Annotated in this window: 19 protein-coding genes and 1 pseudogene; 7 read left to right on the plus strand and 13 right to left on the minus strand. The window is 35.3% G+C overall.

The window, feature by feature from the left end; translation table 11 throughout:
* The 3 genes and pseudogenes from AWV75_RS11280 to AWV75_RS11290 all read right to left on the minus strand — a co-directional run.
* Positions 1-773: pseudogene (locus AWV75_RS11280) on the minus strand (hypothetical protein); the annotation flags it as partial.
* Between the two features lie 1,326 nt (positions 774-2,099).
* Positions 2,100-4,061 (minus strand): OmpA family protein, encoded by a 1,962-nt coding sequence (locus AWV75_RS11285; protein ID WP_060874467.1) that lies wholly within the window; start codon positions 4,059-4,061, stop codon positions 2,100-2,102.
* A gap of 777 nt (positions 4,062-4,838) precedes the next feature.
* Positions 4,839-6,020 (minus strand): helix-turn-helix domain-containing protein, encoded by a 1,182-nt coding sequence (locus tag AWV75_RS11290; protein ID WP_231738092.1) that lies wholly within the window; start codon positions 6,018-6,020, stop codon positions 4,839-4,841.
* A 289-nt stretch (positions 6,021-6,309) separates the two neighbouring features.
* Here AWV75_RS11290 and AWV75_RS11295 point away from each other — a divergent pair, with 289 nt between their 5' ends.
* Positions 6,310-7,116, plus strand: coding sequence for a helix-turn-helix domain-containing protein (locus AWV75_RS11295; RefSeq protein WP_231738093.1), 807 nt, complete (start codon positions 6,310-6,312; stop codon positions 7,114-7,116).
* Positions 7,117-7,347: 231 nt separating this feature from the next.
* On the opposite strand, the gene AWV75_RS11300 is transcribed toward AWV75_RS11295, so the two are convergent.
* Complete coding sequence (locus tag AWV75_RS11300; protein WP_060874470.1) at positions 7,348-8,088, minus strand: SDR family oxidoreductase; 741 nt, start codon at positions 8,086-8,088, stop codon at positions 7,348-7,350.
* 92 nt (positions 8,089-8,180) lie between these two features.
* Entirely contained in the window at positions 8,181-9,113 is a 933-nt protein-coding gene (locus AWV75_RS11305) for a helix-turn-helix domain-containing protein (RefSeq protein ID WP_060874471.1), read from the minus strand.
* 443 nt (positions 9,114-9,556) lie between these two features.
* Between AWV75_RS11305 and AWV75_RS11310 the strand changes: the two genes are divergently transcribed.
* Both AWV75_RS11310 and AWV75_RS11315 read left to right on the plus strand, forming a co-directional pair.
* Positions 9,557-9,868: a hypothetical protein gene (locus tag AWV75_RS11310; protein WP_060874472.1), complete on the plus strand. Its 312-nt coding sequence runs from the start codon at positions 9,557-9,559 to the stop codon at positions 9,866-9,868.
* 477 nt (positions 9,869-10,345) lie between these two features.
* Positions 10,346-10,846, plus strand: coding sequence for a GNAT family N-acetyltransferase (locus AWV75_RS11315; protein WP_060874473.1), 501 nt, complete (start codon positions 10,346-10,348; stop codon positions 10,844-10,846).
* Positions 10,847-10,905: 59 nt separating this feature from the next.
* Here AWV75_RS11315 and AWV75_RS11320 read toward each other — a convergent pair whose 3' ends face one another.
* Positions 10,906-11,814 (minus strand): NAD(P)/FAD-dependent oxidoreductase, encoded by a 909-nt coding sequence (locus tag AWV75_RS11320; protein ID WP_060874474.1) that lies wholly within the window; start codon positions 11,812-11,814, stop codon positions 10,906-10,908.
* A gap of 86 nt (positions 11,815-11,900) precedes the next feature.
* Here AWV75_RS11320 and AWV75_RS11325 point away from each other — a divergent pair, with 86 nt between their 5' ends.
* The gene (locus AWV75_RS11325) at positions 11,901-12,281 is read left to right on the plus strand and encodes a Fur family transcriptional regulator (RefSeq protein ID WP_060874475.1); all 381 of its coding nucleotides are present in this window, start codon (positions 11,901-11,903) and stop codon (positions 12,279-12,281) included.
* 37 nt (positions 12,282-12,318) lie between these two features.
* Here the strand turns inward: AWV75_RS11325 and AWV75_RS11330 are convergent, their stop codons facing one another.
* Positions 12,319-12,669 (minus strand): winged helix-turn-helix transcriptional regulator, encoded by a 351-nt coding sequence (locus AWV75_RS11330; RefSeq protein WP_060874476.1) that lies wholly within the window; start codon positions 12,667-12,669, stop codon positions 12,319-12,321.
* 85 nt (positions 12,670-12,754) lie between these two features.
* Here AWV75_RS11330 and AWV75_RS11335 point away from each other — a divergent pair, with 85 nt between their 5' ends.
* Positions 12,755-13,267 carry a dihydrofolate reductase family protein gene (locus AWV75_RS11335; RefSeq protein ID WP_060874477.1) on the plus strand — a complete coding sequence of 171 codons (513 nt, stop codon included), beginning with the start codon at positions 12,755-12,757 and terminating at the stop codon, positions 13,265-13,267.
* A 139-nt stretch (positions 13,268-13,406) separates the two neighbouring features.
* Here the strand turns inward: AWV75_RS11335 and AWV75_RS11340 are convergent, their stop codons facing one another.
* From AWV75_RS11340 to AWV75_RS11350, 3 genes are read right to left on the minus strand one after another with little or no spacing between them, the layout of a single operon-like run.
* Entirely contained in the window at positions 13,407-15,002 is a 1,596-nt protein-coding gene (locus AWV75_RS11340; RefSeq protein WP_060874478.1) for an MFS transporter, read from the minus strand.
* On the minus strand, positions 14,992-16,065 hold the full coding sequence (locus AWV75_RS11345) for an HlyD family secretion protein (protein ID WP_060874479.1): 1,074 nt from the start codon (positions 16,063-16,065) through the stop codon (positions 14,992-14,994). The genes AWV75_RS11340 and AWV75_RS11345 overlap by 11 nt, the downstream gene beginning before the upstream one ends.
* Positions 16,065-17,402, minus strand: a complete 1,338-nt coding sequence (locus AWV75_RS11350) for a TolC family protein (protein WP_060874480.1) — start codon at positions 17,400-17,402, stop codon at positions 16,065-16,067. The genes AWV75_RS11345 and AWV75_RS11350 overlap by 1 nt, the downstream gene beginning before the upstream one ends.
* Positions 17,403-17,532: 130 nt before the next feature.
* On the opposite strand from AWV75_RS11350, the gene AWV75_RS11355 reads away from it, so the two are divergent.
* Positions 17,533-18,321, plus strand: a complete 789-nt coding sequence (locus tag AWV75_RS11355) for a helix-turn-helix domain-containing protein (RefSeq protein WP_060874481.1) — start codon at positions 17,533-17,535, stop codon at positions 18,319-18,321.
* Between the two features lie 56 nt (positions 18,322-18,377).
* Here the strand turns inward: AWV75_RS11355 and AWV75_RS11360 are convergent, their stop codons facing one another.
* The gene (locus AWV75_RS11360; RefSeq protein ID WP_060874482.1) at positions 18,378-19,412 is read right to left on the minus strand and encodes an alpha/beta hydrolase family protein; all 1,035 of its coding nucleotides are present in this window, start codon (positions 19,410-19,412) and stop codon (positions 18,378-18,380) included.
* A 309-nt stretch (positions 19,413-19,721) separates the two neighbouring features.
* Here AWV75_RS11360 and AWV75_RS11365 point away from each other — a divergent pair, with 309 nt between their 5' ends.
* Positions 19,722-21,002 carry a chloride channel protein gene (locus tag AWV75_RS11365; protein WP_060874483.1) on the plus strand — a complete coding sequence of 427 codons (1,281 nt, stop codon included), beginning with the start codon at positions 19,722-19,724 and terminating at the stop codon, positions 21,000-21,002.
* Between the two features lie 3 nt (positions 21,003-21,005).
* Here the strand turns inward: AWV75_RS11365 and AWV75_RS11370 are convergent, their stop codons facing one another.
* Positions 21,006-21,575, minus strand: coding sequence for an HPP family protein (locus tag AWV75_RS11370; protein ID WP_060874574.1), 570 nt, complete (start codon positions 21,573-21,575; stop codon positions 21,006-21,008).
* 207 nt (positions 21,576-21,782) lie between these two features.
* Positions 21,783-22,868, minus strand: coding sequence for a hypothetical protein (locus AWV75_RS11375; protein ID WP_231738095.1), 1,086 nt, complete (start codon positions 22,866-22,868; stop codon positions 21,783-21,785).
* Positions 22,869-22,945 lie beyond the last annotated feature (77 nt).

Genomic DNA, 22,945 nt, shown 5'->3' on the forward strand with positions numbered 1-22,945 from the left:
GTTCCATCGGTATTAGCAAGTAAAGTTGTAACGGTTTCATTGGCTTTTACTAATTGATCTAAGTTGATTACTTGATCATTTCCCGTAGCATCTTTGTATACCAAATCTGTTCCGTTATAGGTCACATTGCCCTCAACATCTTTGGCAACTTGCTCGATAATCTCTTTTACTTTCTCTGGATTGTTGTTGACAATCGTTTCAAAGTTGTTCGCTACAGAAGCTGGAATATCGATGATGGTTTCTGTACCATTTTCTGATTTGTAGGTATACGTTCCATCGGTATTAGCAAGCAAGGTAGTTACGGTTTCATTGGCTTTTACTATTGTTGATAAAAGCAATTCGATTCTTGAACCTGAGCGGTCAAGGTATTCAAATCGAGTACCATCATAAAATACATTTCCTCCTGTTTTATTGATAAGATTTTGAACCGTCTCATTTTTGACAATTTCTTCAAAATTCTTAATTACTAAATCACTAATATCCACATCGGATACGATTCGCACCCATTTTGTGGCATTCCAATAGTAAAAACCAGGAAGAATATCTCCTTGTTTTTTACTAGCATACACTACTAGACTCTCTACATTTCCATTGGAAATTGTTTGGGTATCACCTGTACTTTCTAATGTTATACTTGGAATAAGTAAACCTTTATCTTTAGAAATAATCGTAAGCTCCGCAGATTTGTTTGGTGTTTTTGTACCAATACCAACTTGAGCTTTTAGGGACAACACAAATAAAAAAGCTGCCACACAAAGTAATTGTCTTTTCATAATTCGTTGATTTATACAAACGAATGTCACAACAATTACCTCAAAAAGAGTTTACATTTGTTATTCTTTAGAGCAAGTTAACAAAATTAAAACACTTTGTTAATTCCCTCATTTAGCACGCTAACAATTCAATACCCTCTCGATTAGCCCCCTATTTATAAGGGATGAGGAAAGGAGCAATTTTATTTTTACGTTTATCAGTTCCTTCAACTTTTCTTTCTTAGTTATCTTGTTCTGAAATAAGATAAACGAACAGCATAATATCAAATTATGGAGTTTATGTTTGGAGAAATAGATAAAAACGCGGCAATAAGAAACGATAGAAACAAAAAAAGAGAGAACTTTATTGGTTCTCTCTCTTTCTTTAAGTAGTTAAACTGTATTTTACATCTTACAGCAGGATGGTGAAAAAAAATATTTCAATAGCAAACCTAAACGTTCTTTTTTAAATGAAGGGACTTGGCTGAACGAAGTCCCTTTCATAAACAACATCTGACTTTAGATAAGTCAAGCATCAAATCAATGTAATATGTAATACTAAAAATGACTATTATTGGTTGTAAATGGTAAAGAGGGAAACGAATGAATGTTCCCTCTTTTTTGGCTACCTGTAAATTTTAGATCCCACAGCAGGATCGTAGGAAAAAATAGTTGTTTTGAAATTTATTATTTTGATAAAACAAAGGATCTACCCGCTGTTTTATGGTAAGTTTCTTACAAAATGAATCAAACCGAATAGTTCTTCTTCTTTTTAAAAACGACACAATACCTTACTCATTTTTTGGAAGCTCTTTATTTAAAAGAGACAACACCAGCTAAATAAAGCCCTTTTAACCTCCAAAAACTTCAAGGTATTGTTGTCGTTACAGTAATCCCCATACAAATTTGACGTAATTTGTCTTTTTCTATTATTCCCTCGATAAAAATCGAAGCGAGTAAAATTATATCCCTGATGTCCTAGATGAAATTTAGTTAAGTTAAACAATACCTCTTTGGTTTATTGAAAGTTCTTACTAAAAGGAACAACACGATCTGCAAAAAAATCCTTTTCCTTTCAAAACCTCAAGGTATTGTTTTCACCATTTCAACTATGACCTTATTTTTCGATTCTTTTAAACGTTAGATTACTATTTTTATTAACTAAAGCAAAACAGAACAATACTTTGATTGTTGTTTAGAAAGCCCTTTTTTATCAGAGCGCAACACAAAATTTAAGCCCATTTATTTCAACCTACTCAAAGTATTGCTGTTTTACTTTCATTCAACATTCATTTTATTTATGTAATCTAGTAGTTCGCTGTAAATCAGTAGAATTTCGTACTCTATTTATCTATTTAGTATGATAAATTCACTTCGTCTATTTACTTGGTGTTCTTTTGTTGAACAAGGGACTCCATTACTACATGAATTGAGTAATTGAGTTTCACCATATCCTTTTCCGGTAATGCGTTGAGCCTCTATTCCTTGGTTAATTATCCAACGGACCGTTGCTTTTGCTCTGCGATTCGACAAACTTAAATTATACGCATCTTTTCCTCTACTATCTGTATGAGCGCGTACCTCTACTTTTAGCGTTGGATGCGCTTTCATCATTTCCACTATCTTCATTAATTCAATTTGTGCATCAGGGCGGATTGCTGACTGATCAAAATCAAAATAAATAGGATTTAGTTTTAAACTTTTAAATAAATCATCCGTTGGATTTTTTGTTTCTTGGATGGGTACTAATCCAATATTGTGTTTAGAACGTTCTTGGTGTTTAGCCTCTAGTACAAGTACTTCTTCTGAGGTGTTATACTGTGCTGCTTCTGCTTTTATATGGTACTTTTTATGACAGAGCAAATCTGGTATTTTATATTCCCCTTTGTCATTTGAAACTTGAGTAGCAATTACGTGATACTCATTATCGTAAATAGTGATTTTAGCTTGATTTAGTACATTTTTAGTTTCTGAATCAAAAACAATTCCTTCTAAAGTAGTCTGACATATTTTTTCGATAAAAGAATAGATATCGTCTCCCCCGCTACCTCCTGCTCGATTCGAGCTTATGAAACCTTTATTTTTCTGAGGATCAAGATAAAAACTAAAATCATCAAATGGACTATTAAACGGAGTTCCCATATTATGGACAGGACCTACCTGCCCGTCATCCGTAAGCTTTGCCACGAATAGATCAAGCCCTCCTAATCCCGGATGACCATCAGAAGCAAAAAATAAATACTGATCATTTGAAATGAAGGGAAATGATTCTCTCCCTGCGGTATTAATTTTATCGCCTAAATTTTCAATTGCTCCATATTCACCTGTTGAAGAAATGGATACTCTAAAAATATCCGATTGCCCTAGTGTACCCTGGCGATCTGAAGAAAAATAAAGCCATTTATCATCAGGAGTTAAGGCCGGATGAGCCGTATTAAAATCAGCTGAGTTAAACGGCAATTCGATTACTTCTCCCCATAAACCGTCCTTGTTTTTGGTTGCTTTATATAATTTCAACAAGGAAGATTGATCCGTATTATTTTTTTGTTTTCCTTTTTTATTGGAATTGTTACGGGTAAAATACATCGTATTGCCATCTTTCGTAAAAACAGCCGTAGCATCATTTACTTTGGAATTGATTTCTTTTGCAAATAGTTTAGGCGTCGAGAAAGAACCATCAGCTTTTATTGCTGCCGCATATAAACTAGTGAAGTGTTCATCCGTCCATTCGTGAACAGGCTTCGTTGTCTGTTCATTTCGGGCTGATGTAAAGATCAGTTGTTGATTGAACACCGTTGCTCCATAGTCTGAATAAGTGGAATTCAAAGCCAAAGACTTCATTTCATATCGATCTTCTTTATGCTCAATTTCAGCTAAGAAATTCTTATTTAAATTAAAGAGTTTAGCTCGTGAATCAGTTGCTTCTAAACGGGTGAAAGCTTCCATCATTTTGCTTGACTTTTCATAGTTCCCAACTGATTTTAAAGTCTGTGCATAGCGATAGAAATATTCTGATGGAATTTCTTCTTTCCCCTTATCCTCATACTCCCCTTCAAAAAGTTGTTGGTACCAGGTGTTGGCCTCGGTTAATTTCCCATTAAAATAATAGGAATTAGCTAGTTTTTGTAACAAGTCTGCATTGCTATATCCTTTTGTAGCAAGGCGTTCATAGCTTTTAATAGCCTCACTATACGCTTGGATATTGTATTCTTTATCCGCTTTTTTTTCCGTTATTCGTTGGGCATGCATGTTGACCCCAGTCAAAAAAAATAGGCTTAATACACTTATTCTTAGTAGTTGTTTTTTCATAATCTGTCCATTTATACCAACGAATTTCAAAGTATTTGCTTTAAATTGAGTCTATTTTTGTTATTCCTATGAACAACTTAACAAAACTAAAATAGCCGTTGTTGCTTTGTTTTATTGGCTAACAATTAAATACTGCCTAACATCCTTTTTGGAATACTGCTTTAAAAGATCCATTCATTTTAATTCAATTGTAGATTTTTCTTTGATTTCATATTCTCCTTGTGGACCTAAGATTTCATCGTTAAGCCTATTGCTTTACGAAATCAAAGAAAAGAAAGAATGTGTTTTTGACTTGTCTTTTTTACTCTTTCTTATCCAACAATTAAAAAAATGAACTTACTTATTTTACCATTTAATACTAGTTGTTTTACTATCTGTCTTATGCTTAAATCAAAACTCATCATAAAGTCAAAAGGATAGGTATTATTTTGTTATAATCGAGTACGTTTAAGCTAAGAAAACAAAAAAATAAAAGTATCCTAACAAAAATGAACTCATAAATTACTGTAAAACAACATTTTATATTTATATATTTTTTCTCTATCAAATGAAATATTTTTTCAATATAAGGTGTTGCATTACTAGAAATGAAACAAAAAGTCAGTTTCCACTAGTGTTATTTAATTTTAAAAGGATAGGAATCGCTACGAGAAGTGCTCTCTTTGCTTTTTTACTTATAAACAAAGTACCATAGCTAAATTGTACTAGTAAAAAAAGCCACTAACAGTTAAACTGTAGTGGCTATACTAATTGTAGTAAAATTGTATGTCAAACAAGCTAAATCAGCTTGATGTATTCAAAAGGCGTCATCCCTGTAACTTGTTTAAAACTCTTAAAGAAAGAAGCTTTAGAGTTAAAGGCACTTTGATAAAATAGTTCATTTGCTGTAAATTGCTTTTTATCTTCATGACTGTTAATCGTTTCCAATATTACATTTATTCTAAGTGAATTGATATACTCTCTAAAACTCATTTGGTGTATATAAGTAAAGTACTGCGCTAAATAATAACGCGAAATTTTGGTTTTATGTGCCAATTCACTAATCTTGAAATCTGCATTTAAATACGCTTTTTCCTTTAAGATGACTTGCTTTACTTTGATATCAATTTGAGCTAATGTTTCATCGCTTAATTTGACTTTTTCATATTTCCCATCATATGGATCCCTTTGCTCCTCTTCTGGCTTACTTTCTTCTTCAGCTTGTACTAACCGGAGGGCAAGTTCAACATCACTGTAATCTAATCCCCTATTGTTTGTTTCGTATTGGAAAAAAAAGGAAGTTGAAACGCGATAACGAAGGAAAAGGACTGTAAAATAAAAGCAGATCAAACTAAACAGTATAGCGATAAAAAATACAATAGGATCATTATTATACACGATTGAAATAACCGTGATACTAGAAAAAATAATTAGAAAACTAATTAAATAAGATAGAAATTTAATTAGTTTAAAATTATCTAAAGGGGTTTGATTCAAGAGGTTGTTTTCCTCCTTGAGGATAAAAAAACTTTTGATCGCATAGAATAAGAGGTAAACAATAAGGAATACGTATAAAAAATAATGTAGCGTATTTTGATCAATCGCAATATTTCCTTCTGATAGAAAAAAGATACAGAAAAAGACCACAAAAAATGAAATAGCGAGATAATAGTAATCTTTAAAATAATTTCTAAACAGAGGTTGTCTTTCCTTATTTCGATAATAAGAGAGCAATAAAAATACATGTGGCCCATAGAAGATGAAGATAGATATCCATAGCGGATGAACTTCAAAATTCTTAGCCATTAAAAATTGTCCGAGTACGAGTACAATCTGAATAAAAATCAAATAACTTAATATACTTAAAAGTCGAAAAGCATCATAATCAATAAGTGATTTTTTAGCTTTTATATAACGTCTATGTTCTTGAATTCCAGCTAGTAGAATAAGAATACCAAGAAAAGTAATTAGAATATACATATCTATAATTTGTAAAGAATTAAACATAAATTAAGCAAAGACAAGATGTTTAACACTAAAATTATATTAATACAATATCAAATTTAATAAATTTTCGGACTTATTCAATAGTAAAATCGCAAAATTCGACTTTTTATGAATATTGGTACCTTAAAAGGATATGCATATTTATTTAAAGCCTTATCTTTAAATAAAAAAAATGTTAAATACCAAAGCTAACACCTCCTTAAAGAAGAAACTTTTCTTATGTCTCATTATACTTTTAATCGGGATTAAACTAAGTATAAACATGAAGTACTCTTATGCTGATGTTTATTTTTACTTGATCGTGCAACTTATTCTAATACTCATTAATATTAGTAGTTATAGATTTTATTTCCTTTTAATTGCTTTAGAGGTTGGCACGATTCTGTTATTCAAACAGCATTTTATTACTAGCAATGCCTATTATCTCATTTCTTTTGGTCTTACCTTACTAGGTATCCTCTACTTCCTAAAACCTAGTAATATCAATCAATATCGCTATCAGCCCATTCATTTATATTTGCACCATACTTCTATTGCTACGCTATTTTTAGTGCTTATCAACGTATTAATCAATGTACGGTATGGGTTAAGTGAAGTAAATCCGTTTTTGGAATTTACCTCTATTTTAATTCAGATTTACATTCTCGTTTATTCTGTATTGACTTTGATTCATTATCTAAAGCACAATCTATTCCAGACCCTGATGATTGATTTCATTAAAGAAAAAGAGTATTCAGAGATAACAAAGCAAATCCTGTATTTTTTTGAAACGAATATACCCGTTTATCTAAACCCAAGTTTTAATATTGATACCTTAAGTCAGGAAATTGGTGTTCCAGTACATGAAATATCAAAGAAAATAAACAATGAATTAAATACCAACTACTATAATTTAGTGGCTTTTTATAGAATTCAACAAGCGACAAAGCGAATGAAGGAAAAACCGAATCACAAAATTGAAGTGATTGCTGAGGATTGTGGTTTTAATTCAAGAGGTACGTTTACCAAGTATTTTAAACAATTTTTAAAATGTACTCCTACGGAGTATCGAAATAAAATGGGACGTTAAACTCAATAATGATCTTTTGGGTCAAAGAAATAAATTCTAAACTCTCTGATTTTATTTGTTTTCTTTTTAACTAGTTTAAAACAAATATGATACAAAACTATACTGCTAAACCCTTATTAAGTTTCTTAAAAAGGGCCAGTAATAATTGGTTCAAATTTTTTTAATTGATTTTAAACCCTCGAAGAGCGATTAATTTCCATTATCTACTGTTCGATGTTGATGATTAAGTTATTACGCCATAGCACCGTTGACACCAATTATTTGTCCGCTGATCCATTTGGCATCATCATTAGCAAGAAAAACCACAATTTTGGCAATATCTGCTGGTTCACCCAAACGGTTAAAGGCGTTTAGTGAGGTCAGGCGGTCAATTACTTCCTGTGGTTTGCCTTTCGTGAATAATTCGGTGTTGGTCGGTCCGGGAAGGATAGCGTTTACATTAATTCCTCTCGCGCCAATTTCTTTGGCAAAAACACGGGTCAATTGCTCCACTGCACCTTTGGTAGCAACATATATACCATAGGTTGGCATCAACAACCTTGTCGTAGTGGAAGAAAAGTTAATGATACTGCCATGGTCAGCAAGTTTAGTTGAAGCCTCACGAAGCGTATTGAATACACCTTTTACGTTAATGTCGAACTGGGAGGTAAAGTCTTCGTCCGTAGTGTCTTTGATTAGCTTGGTGATCATGATGCCTGCATTGTTAACCAACACATCGATTCTTCCATAGTGATTAATGGCATGGTCAAATAATTGTTTTACCGCTTCGGCATTACTTACATCAGCTTGTAAGGCAATTGCATCACCCCCGTTGTTTTTAATGGAATGAACTACCTCTTCTGCAGCCGCTTTTCCATGAGCATAGTTTACGATAACTTTTGCACCAGCAGCAGCTAATTGTTGTGCTACTTCAGCACCAATCCCTCTTGACGCTCCCGTCACAAGGATTACTTTATTATTTAATGTACGCATGATACTTTATTTTAGTGTTAATTTCATAAGACAAAGTTGGTCTATTCGTAATCCTGCTAACGTACAAAAATCATAGCAGGTGTTGCAAATATCTAAGAAAGGCTATTGAAATATTGTTTTCTATAGCCAGCAGGGCTGATGGACATATGCTTTTTGAAGTAATTGCTGAAGTGAGGCGTTTCCAGAAAACCTAAACGAGAGGCAATTTCTTTAATGCTGAGTGCCTCGTCTTGTAGCATTATCTTAGCTTCTGTAATATTTTTGTCAGCTATCCAGGAGCTAATGGTTTTTCCCGTTTTACTGCTGATGACACTTGACAGGTAGTTCACATGCAACGCCTGCATATCCGCATAATCCTGAACCCTTAGCTGGGTGTTTGTTTTTCCACTGATTAAATCCCGGAAGTGATGTTCGAGACTTAGTTTAAATTTTTTTACAATTTGAGAGCTTCGATTTCCTTCGGATATAGGGTTATAATCCTGAAAGAAATATTCTTTGATTTTTAATAGCAAAGCAATAACTAGTGCGCCGATGATTTTATTTTTATAAAGAGCATTGCCTTTATACTCTTTATATAGCAGGCCACACAGTTCTTCCACTTGGTCAAATTGATGCTGTGTCAAAATACGCGGTGAGACAACTTCTGACAGTAAAAAAGAAAAATCAGAATAAACATCATGGTGCACATATTCCTTTAAGAAACCTTCTCCAAAAGTGATCAGGCAGGTATGTTCCAGTTTCTCCCATTCAAATATCCGATAGTTCCCCGGATTGGTAAAGTAGACCGTGTTGGAAGTCACTTCAAACCGCTGGTCGTCGATTGTATAATGCCCAAAGGCATTTTTAATAAAAAGAAAACTGAAGTAGTTCGGGCGAAAGGGTTCCGAACGAAAAGGTAAATCTTTGAAAGTCTCTTCGAGATAATGAACGGTAAAACCCGATTCTTTTTCTAGGGAATCGGTAGACAGACCAAGCTGTTGATACAGCTCGTGCAACGTTCGAGCATTTATATGACCATTTGCCATTACTACTTACATTTGAGTTTAAATTTACAAAATTAAGTGTGTAATGCTGTGTTTTATATTGAATGATTCAATAGTAAGTGCAGCTTTTTTATATCTCATCCGCTTTTGCTCATGCTATCTTGCCCTACAATATAGCCTTACCTAAACGCAAAAAGGCTCCCGTAGTGAAAATTGTTTGCTAGATTTCGATGAAATTATTTTTATCAATACAAAGCTTGTCATAATTTCTCAGCCTTAGATAACTCAATTGAGTTGTGCTTTAATCAAAATAACAGACAATTAAAGCGTTAGGGATTTCTTTATACAACTAAAGAGCAAAATCTGATAAGAAGGAATAAAATGCTCTATAGTTAAACTACCTACTTTGTTAATTATCAGTGGTTTATTTTTAATGTACAGTAACAATCTTTACATTTAGAATAACCAATTTTAAACTATTTATTATGAAAAATTTACTTTTAGTACTAGCATTTATGTTCTCTATGGGAGTATTCGCTCAAGGTCCCAAGCCTCCTGAAGAAGGTAGACCAGAATTGTGTTATTATACGTTTTCTTTTGAACCTGCATGTCCTCTTAAAGTTGTTACATCTACTGGTTTTGGCGATTTACCCCATGCAAAATATTCTCTGGAAATTTGTGGAAAAAACATAAGCTCAATGGGATCGAAAGCAATTATTCAAATGGTACAAGATTATATATGTGAGCATGGCTATTTTCCTATCTATGTAACAGTTCTTAATCAAGAGTTTATATAATATAGATTAAAAAAAGCATCCATTAGGGTGCTTTTTTAAACTTGTTTATTATCTAGCCAAACTCCTTGTTGAAAGATAAGTTTCTGCATTACTACATACATTTAAACCCTTGTTATTACTTCAATTGTGTACTTATCATTTGAGAGATACATCTTCGTAGATGAACTTACTTTCTATGACTGTAAGTGAAGATGAACAAGGAAAAATATAAGGAGCCAATCAAAGTTTACAGGCACTTAATACGATAGTTGTTCCTCTTTTTAGGGACGTTATGTATTATTGCAACCCTACTCTATTCGTTGTTAAGTGTATTAGCTATGGAGAGTATCTTTTACTTGAAAAAAACAATTCGGTAGCTAATTCTCTTTTTTTAAATGGATAATTGAGTAGGGTATCAATGGTTTTTAAATAAAAAAAGAAGAATTAAATAGGGGTTATTTCTATTTTTATACCTTCGTAAAAAGAGTAAAATAATTTATGATACGACAAATAGCAGCCAGTGATATGAATGAAATCGTTAAAGTACTTCGTCAGGTAAAACAAGATATGTATTCCAAAGGCATTGATCAATGGGATGAGCATTACCCGAATGAAAAGACGATACAAGAAGATTTAGATAAAAAACAAGCCTATATCTACAGTGAAAATGGAGAAGTTTTGGCTTATATGGTCATAAATCAAGAATATGATATAGAGTATAATGATTTAAATTGGAGTACCTCTACGCCATTTATTGTAATCCATCGTCTTTTTGTAAAACCTACAGCTCAAGGAAAAGGGATATCTAGTCAGATGATTCAATATGTAGAACAATATGCAATAGAAAATAACTATGCTTCCATTCGTTTTGATGCTTATGCTTTAAATAATACAGCTAATGCTGTTTATCTCAAAAAAGGATATACACTTGTTGGTACCGTACAGTTTAGAAAAGGGGTTTTTAATTGTTATGAAAAAGGATTAAATTCAATTAGTTAGTGAGATATACTTGTTTGTAAAATGAACATAAAAACCATCTCTAGGGATGGTTTTTTACTTTAAAATAACGCATCCGTAAGTTCTTTTACTACCATTGCTCCAGCTAGTGATCCACTAGCAACAGCTGCAGCTACTGATCTGAACGGGGTTGTATTATCTCCACAAGCATAGATTCCCTCAATTGTCGTTTTTTGAAAAGCATCTACCTTGATGTGTCCTGATTCTGTTCGTTCACAACCTAAATCAAACGGCAGGCTACAATGTTGTTCAAAAGGCACTGCTGCGTAGACTGCTTCAACATCTAGTTTGGAATTATTTTGAAAAATTATCGCTTGAACATGGCCCTGATCATGTTCTATTGCAATCACAGGATCTGCTATAATTGAAATCTTATTTTGCTCCAATTTATTTCGTTGTTCTTGAGAAAATGCAGGTCCTCCATGGGTTGCAAGGGTAATATGTGGAGTTAGATTTTTTACCAAAGAAACCAAATGAAGGGCTTTATCAGAATGAGCTAAAATAGCCGTTCGTTTATTTTGAAATTCATAACCATGACAATACGGACAATGGATAACAGATATCCCCCAACACGTTGATAGACCTGGTATAGCTGGTAAATGATCCTGAATACCTGTAGCAAAGATTAACTTCTTACTGCTAAAAGTGTGCTGTGTTGCTGTTGTGATTTCAAATCCTTCGCCTGTCTGTTGAGCAGAAAGCGCTAATCCTTCGTAAAAGGATACCGTTTTGTATGCCAACACTTGTGCTTTGGCTTTGGCTAAAATGGCAGCAGGTGTTTGCCCATCTTGGGTAATAAAATTATGCGAATGGGGTGTTTGTCTATTACAAGGCAACCCACTATCTAGGATTAGCACAGATTTTAATAAACGCCCTAAAGCCATCGCTGCTGAAAGTCCAGCATAACTTCCTCCAACAATAATTACATCGTATTGCTCTTTGTATATCATGGTCTTTATTTTTATTAATGCAATTGAGTTGCAATAATAATGATTAAATTTGTAACTGCAACAATGTTGCATTAATTTTTTAACCCATGAAACAAACTAGAAATACGCAAGCAAAGACCGAAATACTCAAGCTCATCGAAACTTCAGAGGTGGCATTATCACCTGCGGAAATACTCGCAATACTAAATGGAATATGTGATAGAGTTACGATTTATAGAGTCCTTGATCGCTTAACGGAAGAAGGCATTATTCATAAAATAGCTACGGTAGAAGGAGCCATAAAATATGCTATTTGTCAAAACTGCACGCTAGAAAAACACAACCACAATCACCTTCATTTTACTTGCGAACGTTGTCAAACGACGACTTGTATTACGGCAGTGGAACCTTCTTTTACCTTACCTCCAACTTACAAAATCAAAAGTGTAAATTTTACTATTTCGGGGATTTGCCCTGAGTGTAACTAAGGCTAGCGTGAAATAAGAAAAAGAATAAGGAGCTTTTCTATTTATTCTTGATTTTTTCTCTGTGTTTCAAACCAAATGCAATAAGTGAAGTTAATACCGGATAACTTTCTTGGGCATGTGCTGTTAGTTGATAAGAGACTGTAATGGGTTTAGTCTTGTTTACCGTTCTTGTGATAAATAGGTTGTCTTCCAATGCTTGTAATTCACTAGACAATACTTTAGGTGAGATTCCCTTCGCTTTTTCTTGCAAGTCTTTGAACCTCATTTCTCCCTTGGTGTGAAGATGATGAAGAATACAAAATTTCCATTTTCCACTTAATAATTCAAGAGCATCTCGTAGGGCCAAAATGGTTTCTGTAGGTACTGGATCGTTTTTTATTGCTGTCATATGGTTCGTTACTAACCTCAAAGTAAGTCATAGCAAAGATAAAAGAAGTGCGTCTTACTTTTGTATAGAACCTAATAAATATACAATGAAAGTAGCTTTAATCGCCAATATTTCAATCAATGGCAGAATCTTAGTATCTGATAATCCTGCCCATCAATTGCCACAAGAAGCACTAGCTTTTTACCTGGAAATGGCCCATCAAGTTGGAAACCTAGTTATAGGAAGACAAACCTTTCAAACTTTCCAAAACTTCCCACAAGAAGTGAAAGATCTTTTTGAGGGAATTGAAATTATAGTCCTCTCCAATACGACTCAAGTCATAGAAGGGTATGTCGGTGTGGATTCACCAGAACAAGCAATAGCCTATATGGCCCAAAAAGGAATAAAGGAAATCGCAATTGGTGGAGGAACAGGAACCTTCAATGCGTTTATAGCAAAAGATTTAGTAACGGATCTCTATTTGAATGTAAGTCCGATACTCACAGGAGAGGGAGATTTTTTAGGTAGGAATCATCCATTCCATACGGCATTTGAAATGATAACCCACAAAGAAAAACAGGGTTTACTTCAGTTGCATTTAGCCAAACCTAGGGATTAAAATGCAAGCGTTGATTCATGAAGTATAGTACAACAACCGCTCCTAGAGGTGTTGATCATCATTGCTTAGATTAATACTTGTAGGAACAGTTGTTGATCCTTTAGGAACTTGTATTTCCCTCAATTTTGATCCAATTAGATTAGAAAGGAGAGACAGTTTTAGACTTTAGATACACCCAGGTTTTGCTTAAATAGGGAGTAAAAATAACTAATAGGATGATAATGAATAACATCCAGCACATAAGTTCATAATAATCCATCGCATACCTCAATTCGATTTGCTTGTTTAAGTCAGTAAACAAGAGCTTTGTACTGGCTTGCTCTGCGGGTGTATGTAGGAGTCCCCTCCCCTCTAATTTGCTCGTGCCTTGCGTTAATTTTTGTTGTAGCCATGGATTAGCATAATTTAAATAATCCGCAAAACGGCTCTGATGAAGATTGCTACTATAGAGGGAATAGTAATTCATTAAGGCAATACTCGTCGTATAACCCAGATAGCGGATAGCTAAACAAATAGCTGCGGCTGAAGCTCCTAATTCTACAGGCACAGATGCAATACAATAAATAATCGTAGGCACCATCAATAGTCCCACTCCAAATCCTTGACAAAACAATAGAACGTAGTAGGAATTTGTATTCGCTGTGGGAACAAACAGCCAGTACATCCCCAGGTGGTAAACAAATAGAAAAAGGAAACCCAAACTCCAAATTAAGCGCATAGGCCATCGTTTTAATAACCAAATACAGGCAACTACGACACCTCCTACTAGTCCAATTAGGTTGTAGACATTGAGATAAGACAAATGTCGAGGATCTAAATGAAGGGAGTTAATAAAGTGCGTATTGGTTATACCTGATGCAAAACGACAGATGTATAAGATAAAGAGCAAAAACAGTCCAATCTTAAAGTTTCTATAGTTCCATACCTCCCAATTGATGTAAGGTCTTTTTAAGTGTTTCTGGCGAAGGACAAAAATTGTTAGCGCGAGTAGTATCCCCAATCCTACCCAACGAATTGTTTCATCCTCAAACCAATAGTACTGTTGTCCATAAATTGCAATATACCCAAAGAGAACAATTGCAACTGCATAAAGGACAAAGCTCTCCCAGTCCAAACTATACAAAGGCAACTTGCGATTCAGTCGTACGTGATGCATGGTAAGCATAATCAAAATTAAACCTGGAATAAAAGAAAAGGCAGCGGCTTGATATAAAAAAGCATAGTCGTACTGATCAAGTAAATCGGAGGTAATAAGCTGATTAAATGGGGTTGCACAGATTAAAATACCGTAAAAACAAGAGAAAGATATTTCCCTAGCTTTTGAGCTTTCTAGTCGTATATACAGCGTTGAGATACACAGATTTACCGTACTCGCAAACAACATTCCTTGTAAAAAACGAATAGGAAATACAATACACCACGCTTGCACATGATACAATACAAGGCAACCTAAGAGTTGTAAAACAGTAAAAATAATGAAGTATTCTTTCGTTGCGAGATAGATAAAAAAACGTCGCTCTAGACTATAAAAAGAGACGAAACCTGCATACAGTAAGGAAACTGAAAATTGGATATCTCGAGGATCACATCCAAAATAACCTGCTGCTGCAGTAGCATTGGCAGCAGGTAGAAAAAAGAGCACAATACTCGGCATCAAAAGTACAAAAAGGATGACGCGTACGGCCCATTCTGGGACCCAATCAACGAATAATGCTGTTGGTTCGCTATTTTGCATGGACTTGTTTTTTTGAAATCAGCACCTGAACATTCATCCCCGCTTTGAGCAATTCTGCTGAATCACGAGGGGCTGTAATCTCGATACGCACAGGGATTCGTTGTACAATCTTAACGAAGTTCCCTGTAGCATTATCGGGTGGTAATAAAGAGAAGCTCGATCCAGTAGCCGGTGCAATTGAGATTACTTTTCCTGTAAATTGAGTATCTGGATAAGCATCTACTGCAAGGATTGCTTCATCACCTAAATGGATGTTTCTAATCTGTGTTTCCTTAAAGTTGGCTACAATCCATTTAGGTGTTTCATCATTGACCATATAGGTTAACACTTGACCTGGTGAAATCATCTGTCCTAAGTCTATACTTCGCTTGCCCATTCTACCGCGATAAGGAGCGGTAATGACAGTATAACCCACTGTGAGGTCTTTGTAGTTTTGAAGTTGCTCCAATCGAGCAATTTCTTGTTCTAATACTTTCTTCTGTGCTTCGATGTCAGCTATGCTAGATTTAGCTGCTTGTGCATGTTCTACACTACTTTGCCAAGCACTGCGATCAAGATCGAGTTGTGCTCGTTTTTCTTCTAGCTGTTGAGCAGTAGCTGCGTCCGCTTGATAGAGTTCATAATATCGATTGTAATCTAATTGCTGTTGATTGTATTTAGACGCTCGTCCTTGGATTTGACTTTGAGCGGCAGCGGCAGTGAGCGACAAAGTAGATTGACGAGCTTCTAACTCTTTCAATTGTGCATATTGTTTCGCTATATCAGCCGTAGTTTCTGCCTGTGCATAAATATACTCTCTGTTATCTATGATGAGTAAGGTATCTCCTTGAGCAACTAACTCATTTTCCTCAAAGCGAACCTCCGTTAGGTAACCTCCTACTCTTGCAATAACAGGGTTAATATACTCTTGTACTTGTGCATCATTGGTCTGCTCGTATTTCCAATAAATCCAAAGGGTGTGAAGCCCCCAGATACAACTAAAAAATAAAACAACTAATGCGATGTAACGGGTTACACGCGTAATAAAGCGGTCTGTAATTCTAATACGTCTCTTAGTATCCATTATAATAATCCTTTGACTTGTTGAAGTGTATAATAGTGGTAAAGGCTATCTAACTTAGCCGCTTCTAATTCAAATTGTGTTTGCAAATGCTGTAAATTCGCATCTAATAAATCAGTAAGTAAAGCCAACTTATTGAAGTAGGTCTGTTTCATGATACGGGCATTCTCCGCTGCTTGGGTACTGTTCTTTGTACAAACTTCTATTTGTACTAAAGATTCAGTATAGCGCAAATAGGCTTCTTGTACCTCTTGTTTTATCTGATCTTGTACATAGTGATGTTGTATTTCTTCTTTTTCGTGTTCTAAAGCACGACTGCGTACTTTATGCGTATTGTGATACAGAGCGGAAATAGGAATGGATACTTGTACGCCAAGGGTTCCTAAACTATACCAACTGGGGTTATAAGGGTATAAAAAGATTTGCGGATTGGCCATGGTAAAATTCCCTATTAGTCCTATACTGGGTTTATTTTGCGCTTTTACTTTCTTTTGCTCAATTGCACTAAGGGCTAAATCTGTGGTTGACAATACTTGTTTATGAGCATGTACAAAGGCAATCTCTAGCGCCTCTTCATAGGATTCTAAAGGCAAAATTGCTGTTGAGCAGGCTACTGGTTTGATAAAGTCTGTATCCTTGCGTCCTAGGAGTAGCACTAATTTTTGATTTTCAATTAGAATGTCATTTTCTATCTGTACCAATGTCATTTCGCGCTTAGATACTTCCATCGTAGCGCGTAGTACATCACTTTTAAGGATAACGCCATGTGCATAGCGCTTTTTTACTTCGGCTAATTGCTCTTGTTGATCAGCAATATCGTGCTGAATAACAGTTTTAAAACGCAAGACTTTAGCTAGTGTCAAATAATGTTTCGCAGTCTCTAGGCGAACTTCTGACTGAGATAATTCGGCCATAACGGCTGTTTTTTGCTCTTGGGTTTTGCGGGTTGCTATTTCTAAATTCTGACGGTTTCCACTGTAGAGGTTGAGATACATCGAAACTCCTGTATGATAAAGCGTATGAATAACCTCATGCTGTTCAGGCTTGTTGAATATGCCATCCGAATACACGGGAATGTTACTGGCCTTTTCTACTCTTGCTATACCATTAAATACAGGGTATCTTCCCATTTCAGCATCTTTTGTGTTTTCTCTGCTGATCTGCTGTGCTTTGTTGTGGAGTAAGGCTTGCTTACTTTGGACGTCCGTTTGTTGCCAAACGTCAGATAAAGTTAGATTGATGGTGTCTTTTTGAACCATTGACGGGGTAGTGATTTGACCATAGCCTATCAAAGTACTACAGGCAAACACAGGAAATAGAAATTGACTTCCGAGATTCATATACGATTTTTAAACGGCGCAAAAATAAAGGGAGTACACTATATCTTGTACTTCGAAAATAGTCAACCTTTTATTGAAACCAGACAAAAATCATTGCTACTTTTGTACTTCAAAATAAGTAAAAGAACCCATGAGAATCATTGATTCCTTAGATTTTATAGATACGGTCCAAGATGGTGTATTTGTAACACATGAAAAATCAGATAAACGCTATCCCCTACACCAACATCAAAAGGGACAATTAACCTATGTAGAGGGAGGAATTACATATGTTACTGTAGATAATATTACCTATGTGGTTCCGGCTAAATATTTCTTCTGGATACCGAAGGGAGTTCCCCATATACTCAAACTGAGTCACTCAGCTACTGTATTGCGTTCGCTCTATTTTTATACCCAGGATGATGCCAAGCATCCTTTTTACGCTGAACTTGGCATCTACGCAGCTTCTGATTTGGTCGTGGAAATGATTGCCTATACGGAGTGTTGGCACAATCAGATGGTAAACCCTCAAACACCAAACTTTGAGTTCTTACAAGCATTAAAAAATATACTTCCCTCTTCTATAAATAAGAATATGCAGTTACAGCTGCCATCTAGCGATCATCCTCGTATCATTAAAATAACAGATTACTTGGACGTACACTTTGGCAAGCAATTAACCTTAGCAGCGATTAGTGATAAATTTAATCTTAGTGAACGTTCAGTTTCTCGCTTATTTCAAGCAGAACTTCAGATTTCGTTCTTGCAGTATTTAAAAACAGTACGTATCGTAAAAGCCATTGAATTGTTGGTAAAAACAGAACATTCTATTAGTGAAATTGCCAATACGGTAGGATATGTAACACTAGGATCATTTAGCAATGCTTTTCAGGAATATACAGGAGTACGCCCCCTTGAAATGCGACAAAAGAGATAAGATGATTTCCTAATTCGCTGACTTGAAATTTATCTGCTGGTTGATACTGGAGATTTTTACCTTTCTTCTGTCGATTGGATTATAAAATCTGATAAATCAGAAAGGGCTTCTGCTGTATAGGCTTTGCGTCCCATACAGATAAATAATCCCTTTTTCCATGCTGGCCACTGTGAAGTCAATTGATAGTTAAAATAAGCAGCCTTGAGCAAACCATGTGTACTTTGGGGGTATACTTTTATTGTTGAACTATAATTTTTTCGTCCTTTTGTTATTTCACGGTATTTTTGAGCATTGTCTTCCGCTGGAACATTGAGATCTTCTTCTCCCCATAAGGCCAATAAGGGGCCTTTCATGGTAAGAAGATCCTCTGTTGCATCTGCTTTTAAATTTCGAGCAACAAATAAAAAACGATCTTTTTCTATACCCGATTGTTCAATAGTATGTGCAGTAAAATTGCTAAATAAGGCGCTGTCGTTTTTTCTTATGGAATCAAGTTTGTTAGCGATGAGGTCTTGAGAATATCCTTCTTTTTCTAGGCGTATTTTGGTAAAATAATCGCCTTGATCTAACCAGTTTACTGCACCTCCAATAATAATTGAAAAAGCTGGATTCGTTAGGGTGCTTGCTTTAGGAATCACCCATCCAGCTTGTGAGAAACCTAAATACCCCATTTTATCAGGAGCAAAACCAACATTGCTAGACAAAAAGTCAAAGGCATCTTTTGCTTCAATTGCTCGATCTTCAATGGATTGATTAAGCCAATTCCCCTTACTCGCTCCTACTCCTTTTTTATCCCAAGAAAATACAGCAATTCCTTCTTCTACAAGATAGTTAATGAGGGGTAGATATCCTTTATTTGAGGTTCGATCTTGAGGACCATCCCCATGAATCAGTAGCACTACAGGAGTCTGCTTGCTGATACCATGCTCAGGTATAAATAAAGTAGCCGAGAGTTCTTCTCCTTTTGATTCAAATACGCAGTCTTGATGTTGCATTCTATCAAGCTCAAAATCACTGCTACCAATAACAAAAAAGTAACCAATAACAACGAATAAAAGTAGAAAAAGTAAAAAACCGATATTCCAACGCATAACAAATAACTTTAAATCTAGTGCTAGGTTGATAAAAGTAAAGTTTTTTTACCTCTCTTTATGATTTTTGAAAATAAATTCAAATCAAAAAATGAGGCAGGTACTTTACGTTCAAGATGAGGTAACTCTTTACTAGATGTTTCATTCACAAACGGGTGATTCAAAAAAAGACAGCAAATTAACGGTCATTTTTTTGTGTTTTTTATACTTTTGCAACGATTTCGTAGGAAAAGAGATGTAGACCTACTGCTGCCGTTCTTGTAGTGAGGATAGACAGGTAAAACTAAACTACCATTATATTCAGTATAGATGAAAAGAAAGCAAATTGCCAATCAGCATGTATTTAAATTAATCCTAGCTTCTGCTCTTGTAAGTATAAGCAGTTTAATTTTAGTTTTTATTACCCAACAACTAACGGAAAAGGCAGAACACCTCATTTTTGAAACCGTATCTGAAACACAAAAATTGCTGTTTATTCTCCTTCCTACCCTTGGAATAACTGCGATTTACTTTTTGCGAAAACTAGTATTTAAAGGGCGTAAGAATAAGGGAATTACTGAAATATACAAAACATTAGACCAACGCAAAGATCACCTCCCTCTATTTAAAATACCTTCTCACTTAATTAATGGCTTTTTAACGGTATCTACTGGAGGATCTACAGGTATAGAAGTATCTTCTGTCGTTGCCACCGCAACGGTAGGAAATAGGATTCACACGAAGCATTTCTCGGCAAATAAATATAAAAAAGAATTAATTTGTGCTGGAGTTACAGCGGGTGTTGCTTTATTGTTTGGTAGCCCTTTGGCGGGTTTACTCTTTGCTTTAGAAGTGATTGCAAGAAAGACCAGTAAAACGTTATTCATCAGTTGTGGTACTTCTGCCTTGTTGTCTTTGGCCTTCATCTTATACTTTAACTACGAACCTCTATTGCCCTTTCAAATAACTACTTGGAATGAATATGCAATTCCTTTGTTTTTAGTGCTGAGTGTATTGTGCGGACTTTTATCCGTTTACTTTACCTTATTGGTTACTCGCATGAAAAAGTTATTTGGAAATATTAATAACAATTTCTTACGTGTTAATCTGGGAGCTATTTCTGTAGGGATTTTTATTTTTCTATTTCCAGTGTTGTATGGAGATAGTTATCACGGATTAAAAGAGATTCTCAATCCAACGCATGTTATAACCTTATATAGCTTAGCCTTTTTAATGCTACTGAAACCTTTAGCTGCTGCTTTAACTTTAGGGGCAGGTGGAGATGGTGGAGTATTTGCACCTAGTATTGTAGCTGGTGCTTTCTTAGGCGTTTTATTTGCTCATATTTGCAATGCTCAATTCGGACTAACACTTATCCCGCTTAACTTCGCTCTAGTAGGTGCCGCAGCGACCTTATCTGCTTCTATTTATGCACCATTAACGGCTTTGATTTTGGTCTGTAACTTAGTGCCGAATGGATATCAACTGTTCATTCCCTTGTTATTGGGAAGTTTTACAGCTAAATATTTTGCAAAACGCATCTTGCCTTATAACGTTTATACGTATGATTTTTATCTAGCCGAAAAAGAAGCTAATCTAGCTGCAAAATAGCGTTTATTTAGGTCTTTTTCTTCTTCTTACTTTATGTAGGAGGATAAATGATCGAACGGGATATTGTCGTTTGTGCGGAATATTGTTGAAAATAAGCGCGGCAATGAACAAAATAGTCACACCTGTAATCACGGGCGAAACTACATATTCATATCCAAGGTTGGTAATACTACTCCCACCAGTAACAGCAATCAAAGCGGTTGCACCTCCAGGGGGATGAAGCGCCTTGGCCATCTGCATGCCAATAATGGATAAGGAAACAGCTAAAGGAGCTGCTACCCAAATATAATGGCCTAGTAGTTTATAAATGGTCACCCCAATCAGGGCTGAAATAATATGACCTAAGAATAAGTTTTTGGGTTGTGCTAAAGGACTTCCAATTGCACCATAAATCAAGACACAACTCGCCCCAAAAGACCCAATCAAAAGCGTCAGATCGTATTGTGAAAAAGCTTCAAAATGAAGATAACAAATGGTACCTAAACCAATAAATGAGCCTATAAAAGCCCAAAAGTGTTCTTTAAAATCAACTAGTGTTTCTTTGTACAGCAAATAACGAGTTCTGCGGTACATTTTGTTTTTTTTTATGGACATTTTGCTCTACCTCTGTTGGATTGCAAATATATTATATCTAGTAAAGATAAGATTCTAGTTTTACCTTTATTTAAATAAAAAAATTGTACAACCTACTCCTCGATGAGTTGTTGTACAATTTGATGTGATTCTTACTCGTTTGCTGTATAACTATACTATAGCACTTTCTTTATCCGGTTCGCCTATCTAGTTTTTAGAAATAAGGATAACAAATAGAACAATAAGAATAATAGCAAGCACAGTAGCGCATCCAATTTTCCAAGCACTATAGGGTTGTTCACCTGTGATTTTACCTGTTACTCCATTGACATAATAGGTGTATTGTTTGTTTTTATAGGAAAACGAACTGACGTATAGAGGTAAAAGAATATGTTTAAATGTAATTTGTGATAAATCGGTGTTTACTTGATGGATGCGTTGTTGATCTCCGCCAATATGCCTGCGCACGCGTTCTCTCTCTTGTTCAGACACGATACGCTTCGCCACATCATAGGCTTCTTTGATATCGATTTGGTACTTCTCTGTAATAAATCCTTTGAGGTAATCGGCTTTAATCGGCTGTATGGCTTTAGGATTCCAACTAGAAGATAAAGATTGCAATAAATCCGATTTGAGGGTTTTATTTCCAGAAATGAGGATGTCATCGTAAAAATGCGTGACTGTCCCTCTTACATTGGTCCACGAAATACGGCGTTCTCTTCTTTTATTTTCTCCACTACCCACAGTTACATAATAGGCATCTCCACGCTCGCCTTTATACTGCGTATAGGTTTGCATATCGTAGGTCCAGAAAGGAACATAGACCCCACTTAAATGCTCAGCGGCAAATAAACCTCGTTGTATTTTGTTTGGAGCAAACCAAAGCCCTTTAATCCAACCTTGTAACAATCCTGCAACCTGACTTTTATCAACGACAAAAGGAGCAATATACTCGGGTTGAATATAGCGTTCTTCGTGTATGTTTCGCTCTACGAACGGAGTCGAACAGTAAGGGCAACGCATGGATTTGACCTGTTCGTTTACAGTAGATTGCGCATGACAGGTGTTGCATTCTACAACTTTAGTCATTGTAAAGTTCTCTTTCTCATAGTTTTGCATAAAACCTAAGAAATCACGTTCCTGTATTAGATTGCTTCCTTTTTCGATACTCTTTTTACTGCCACAATATTCACATACCAGTGCACTTGAACTGGGTTGATACGTCATAGGCGCACCACATGTGTCACAAGAGGTGGATTCAGCGGTATTGCGTTTTATTTCTTCTGATGTCACTACAATAGGAATTAAAAAATATTTAGTGCAGGTGCTATCGCATCGGATTTGACCTGTTGCTAGATGAAAGTTGGTAC

Origin of the sequence: Myroides odoratus (assembly GCF_001549985.1) — a bacterium.
In the GTDB taxonomy this organism is placed as follows: Bacteria; Bacteroidota; Bacteroidia; order Flavobacteriales; family Flavobacteriaceae; genus Flavobacterium; species Flavobacterium odoratum_A.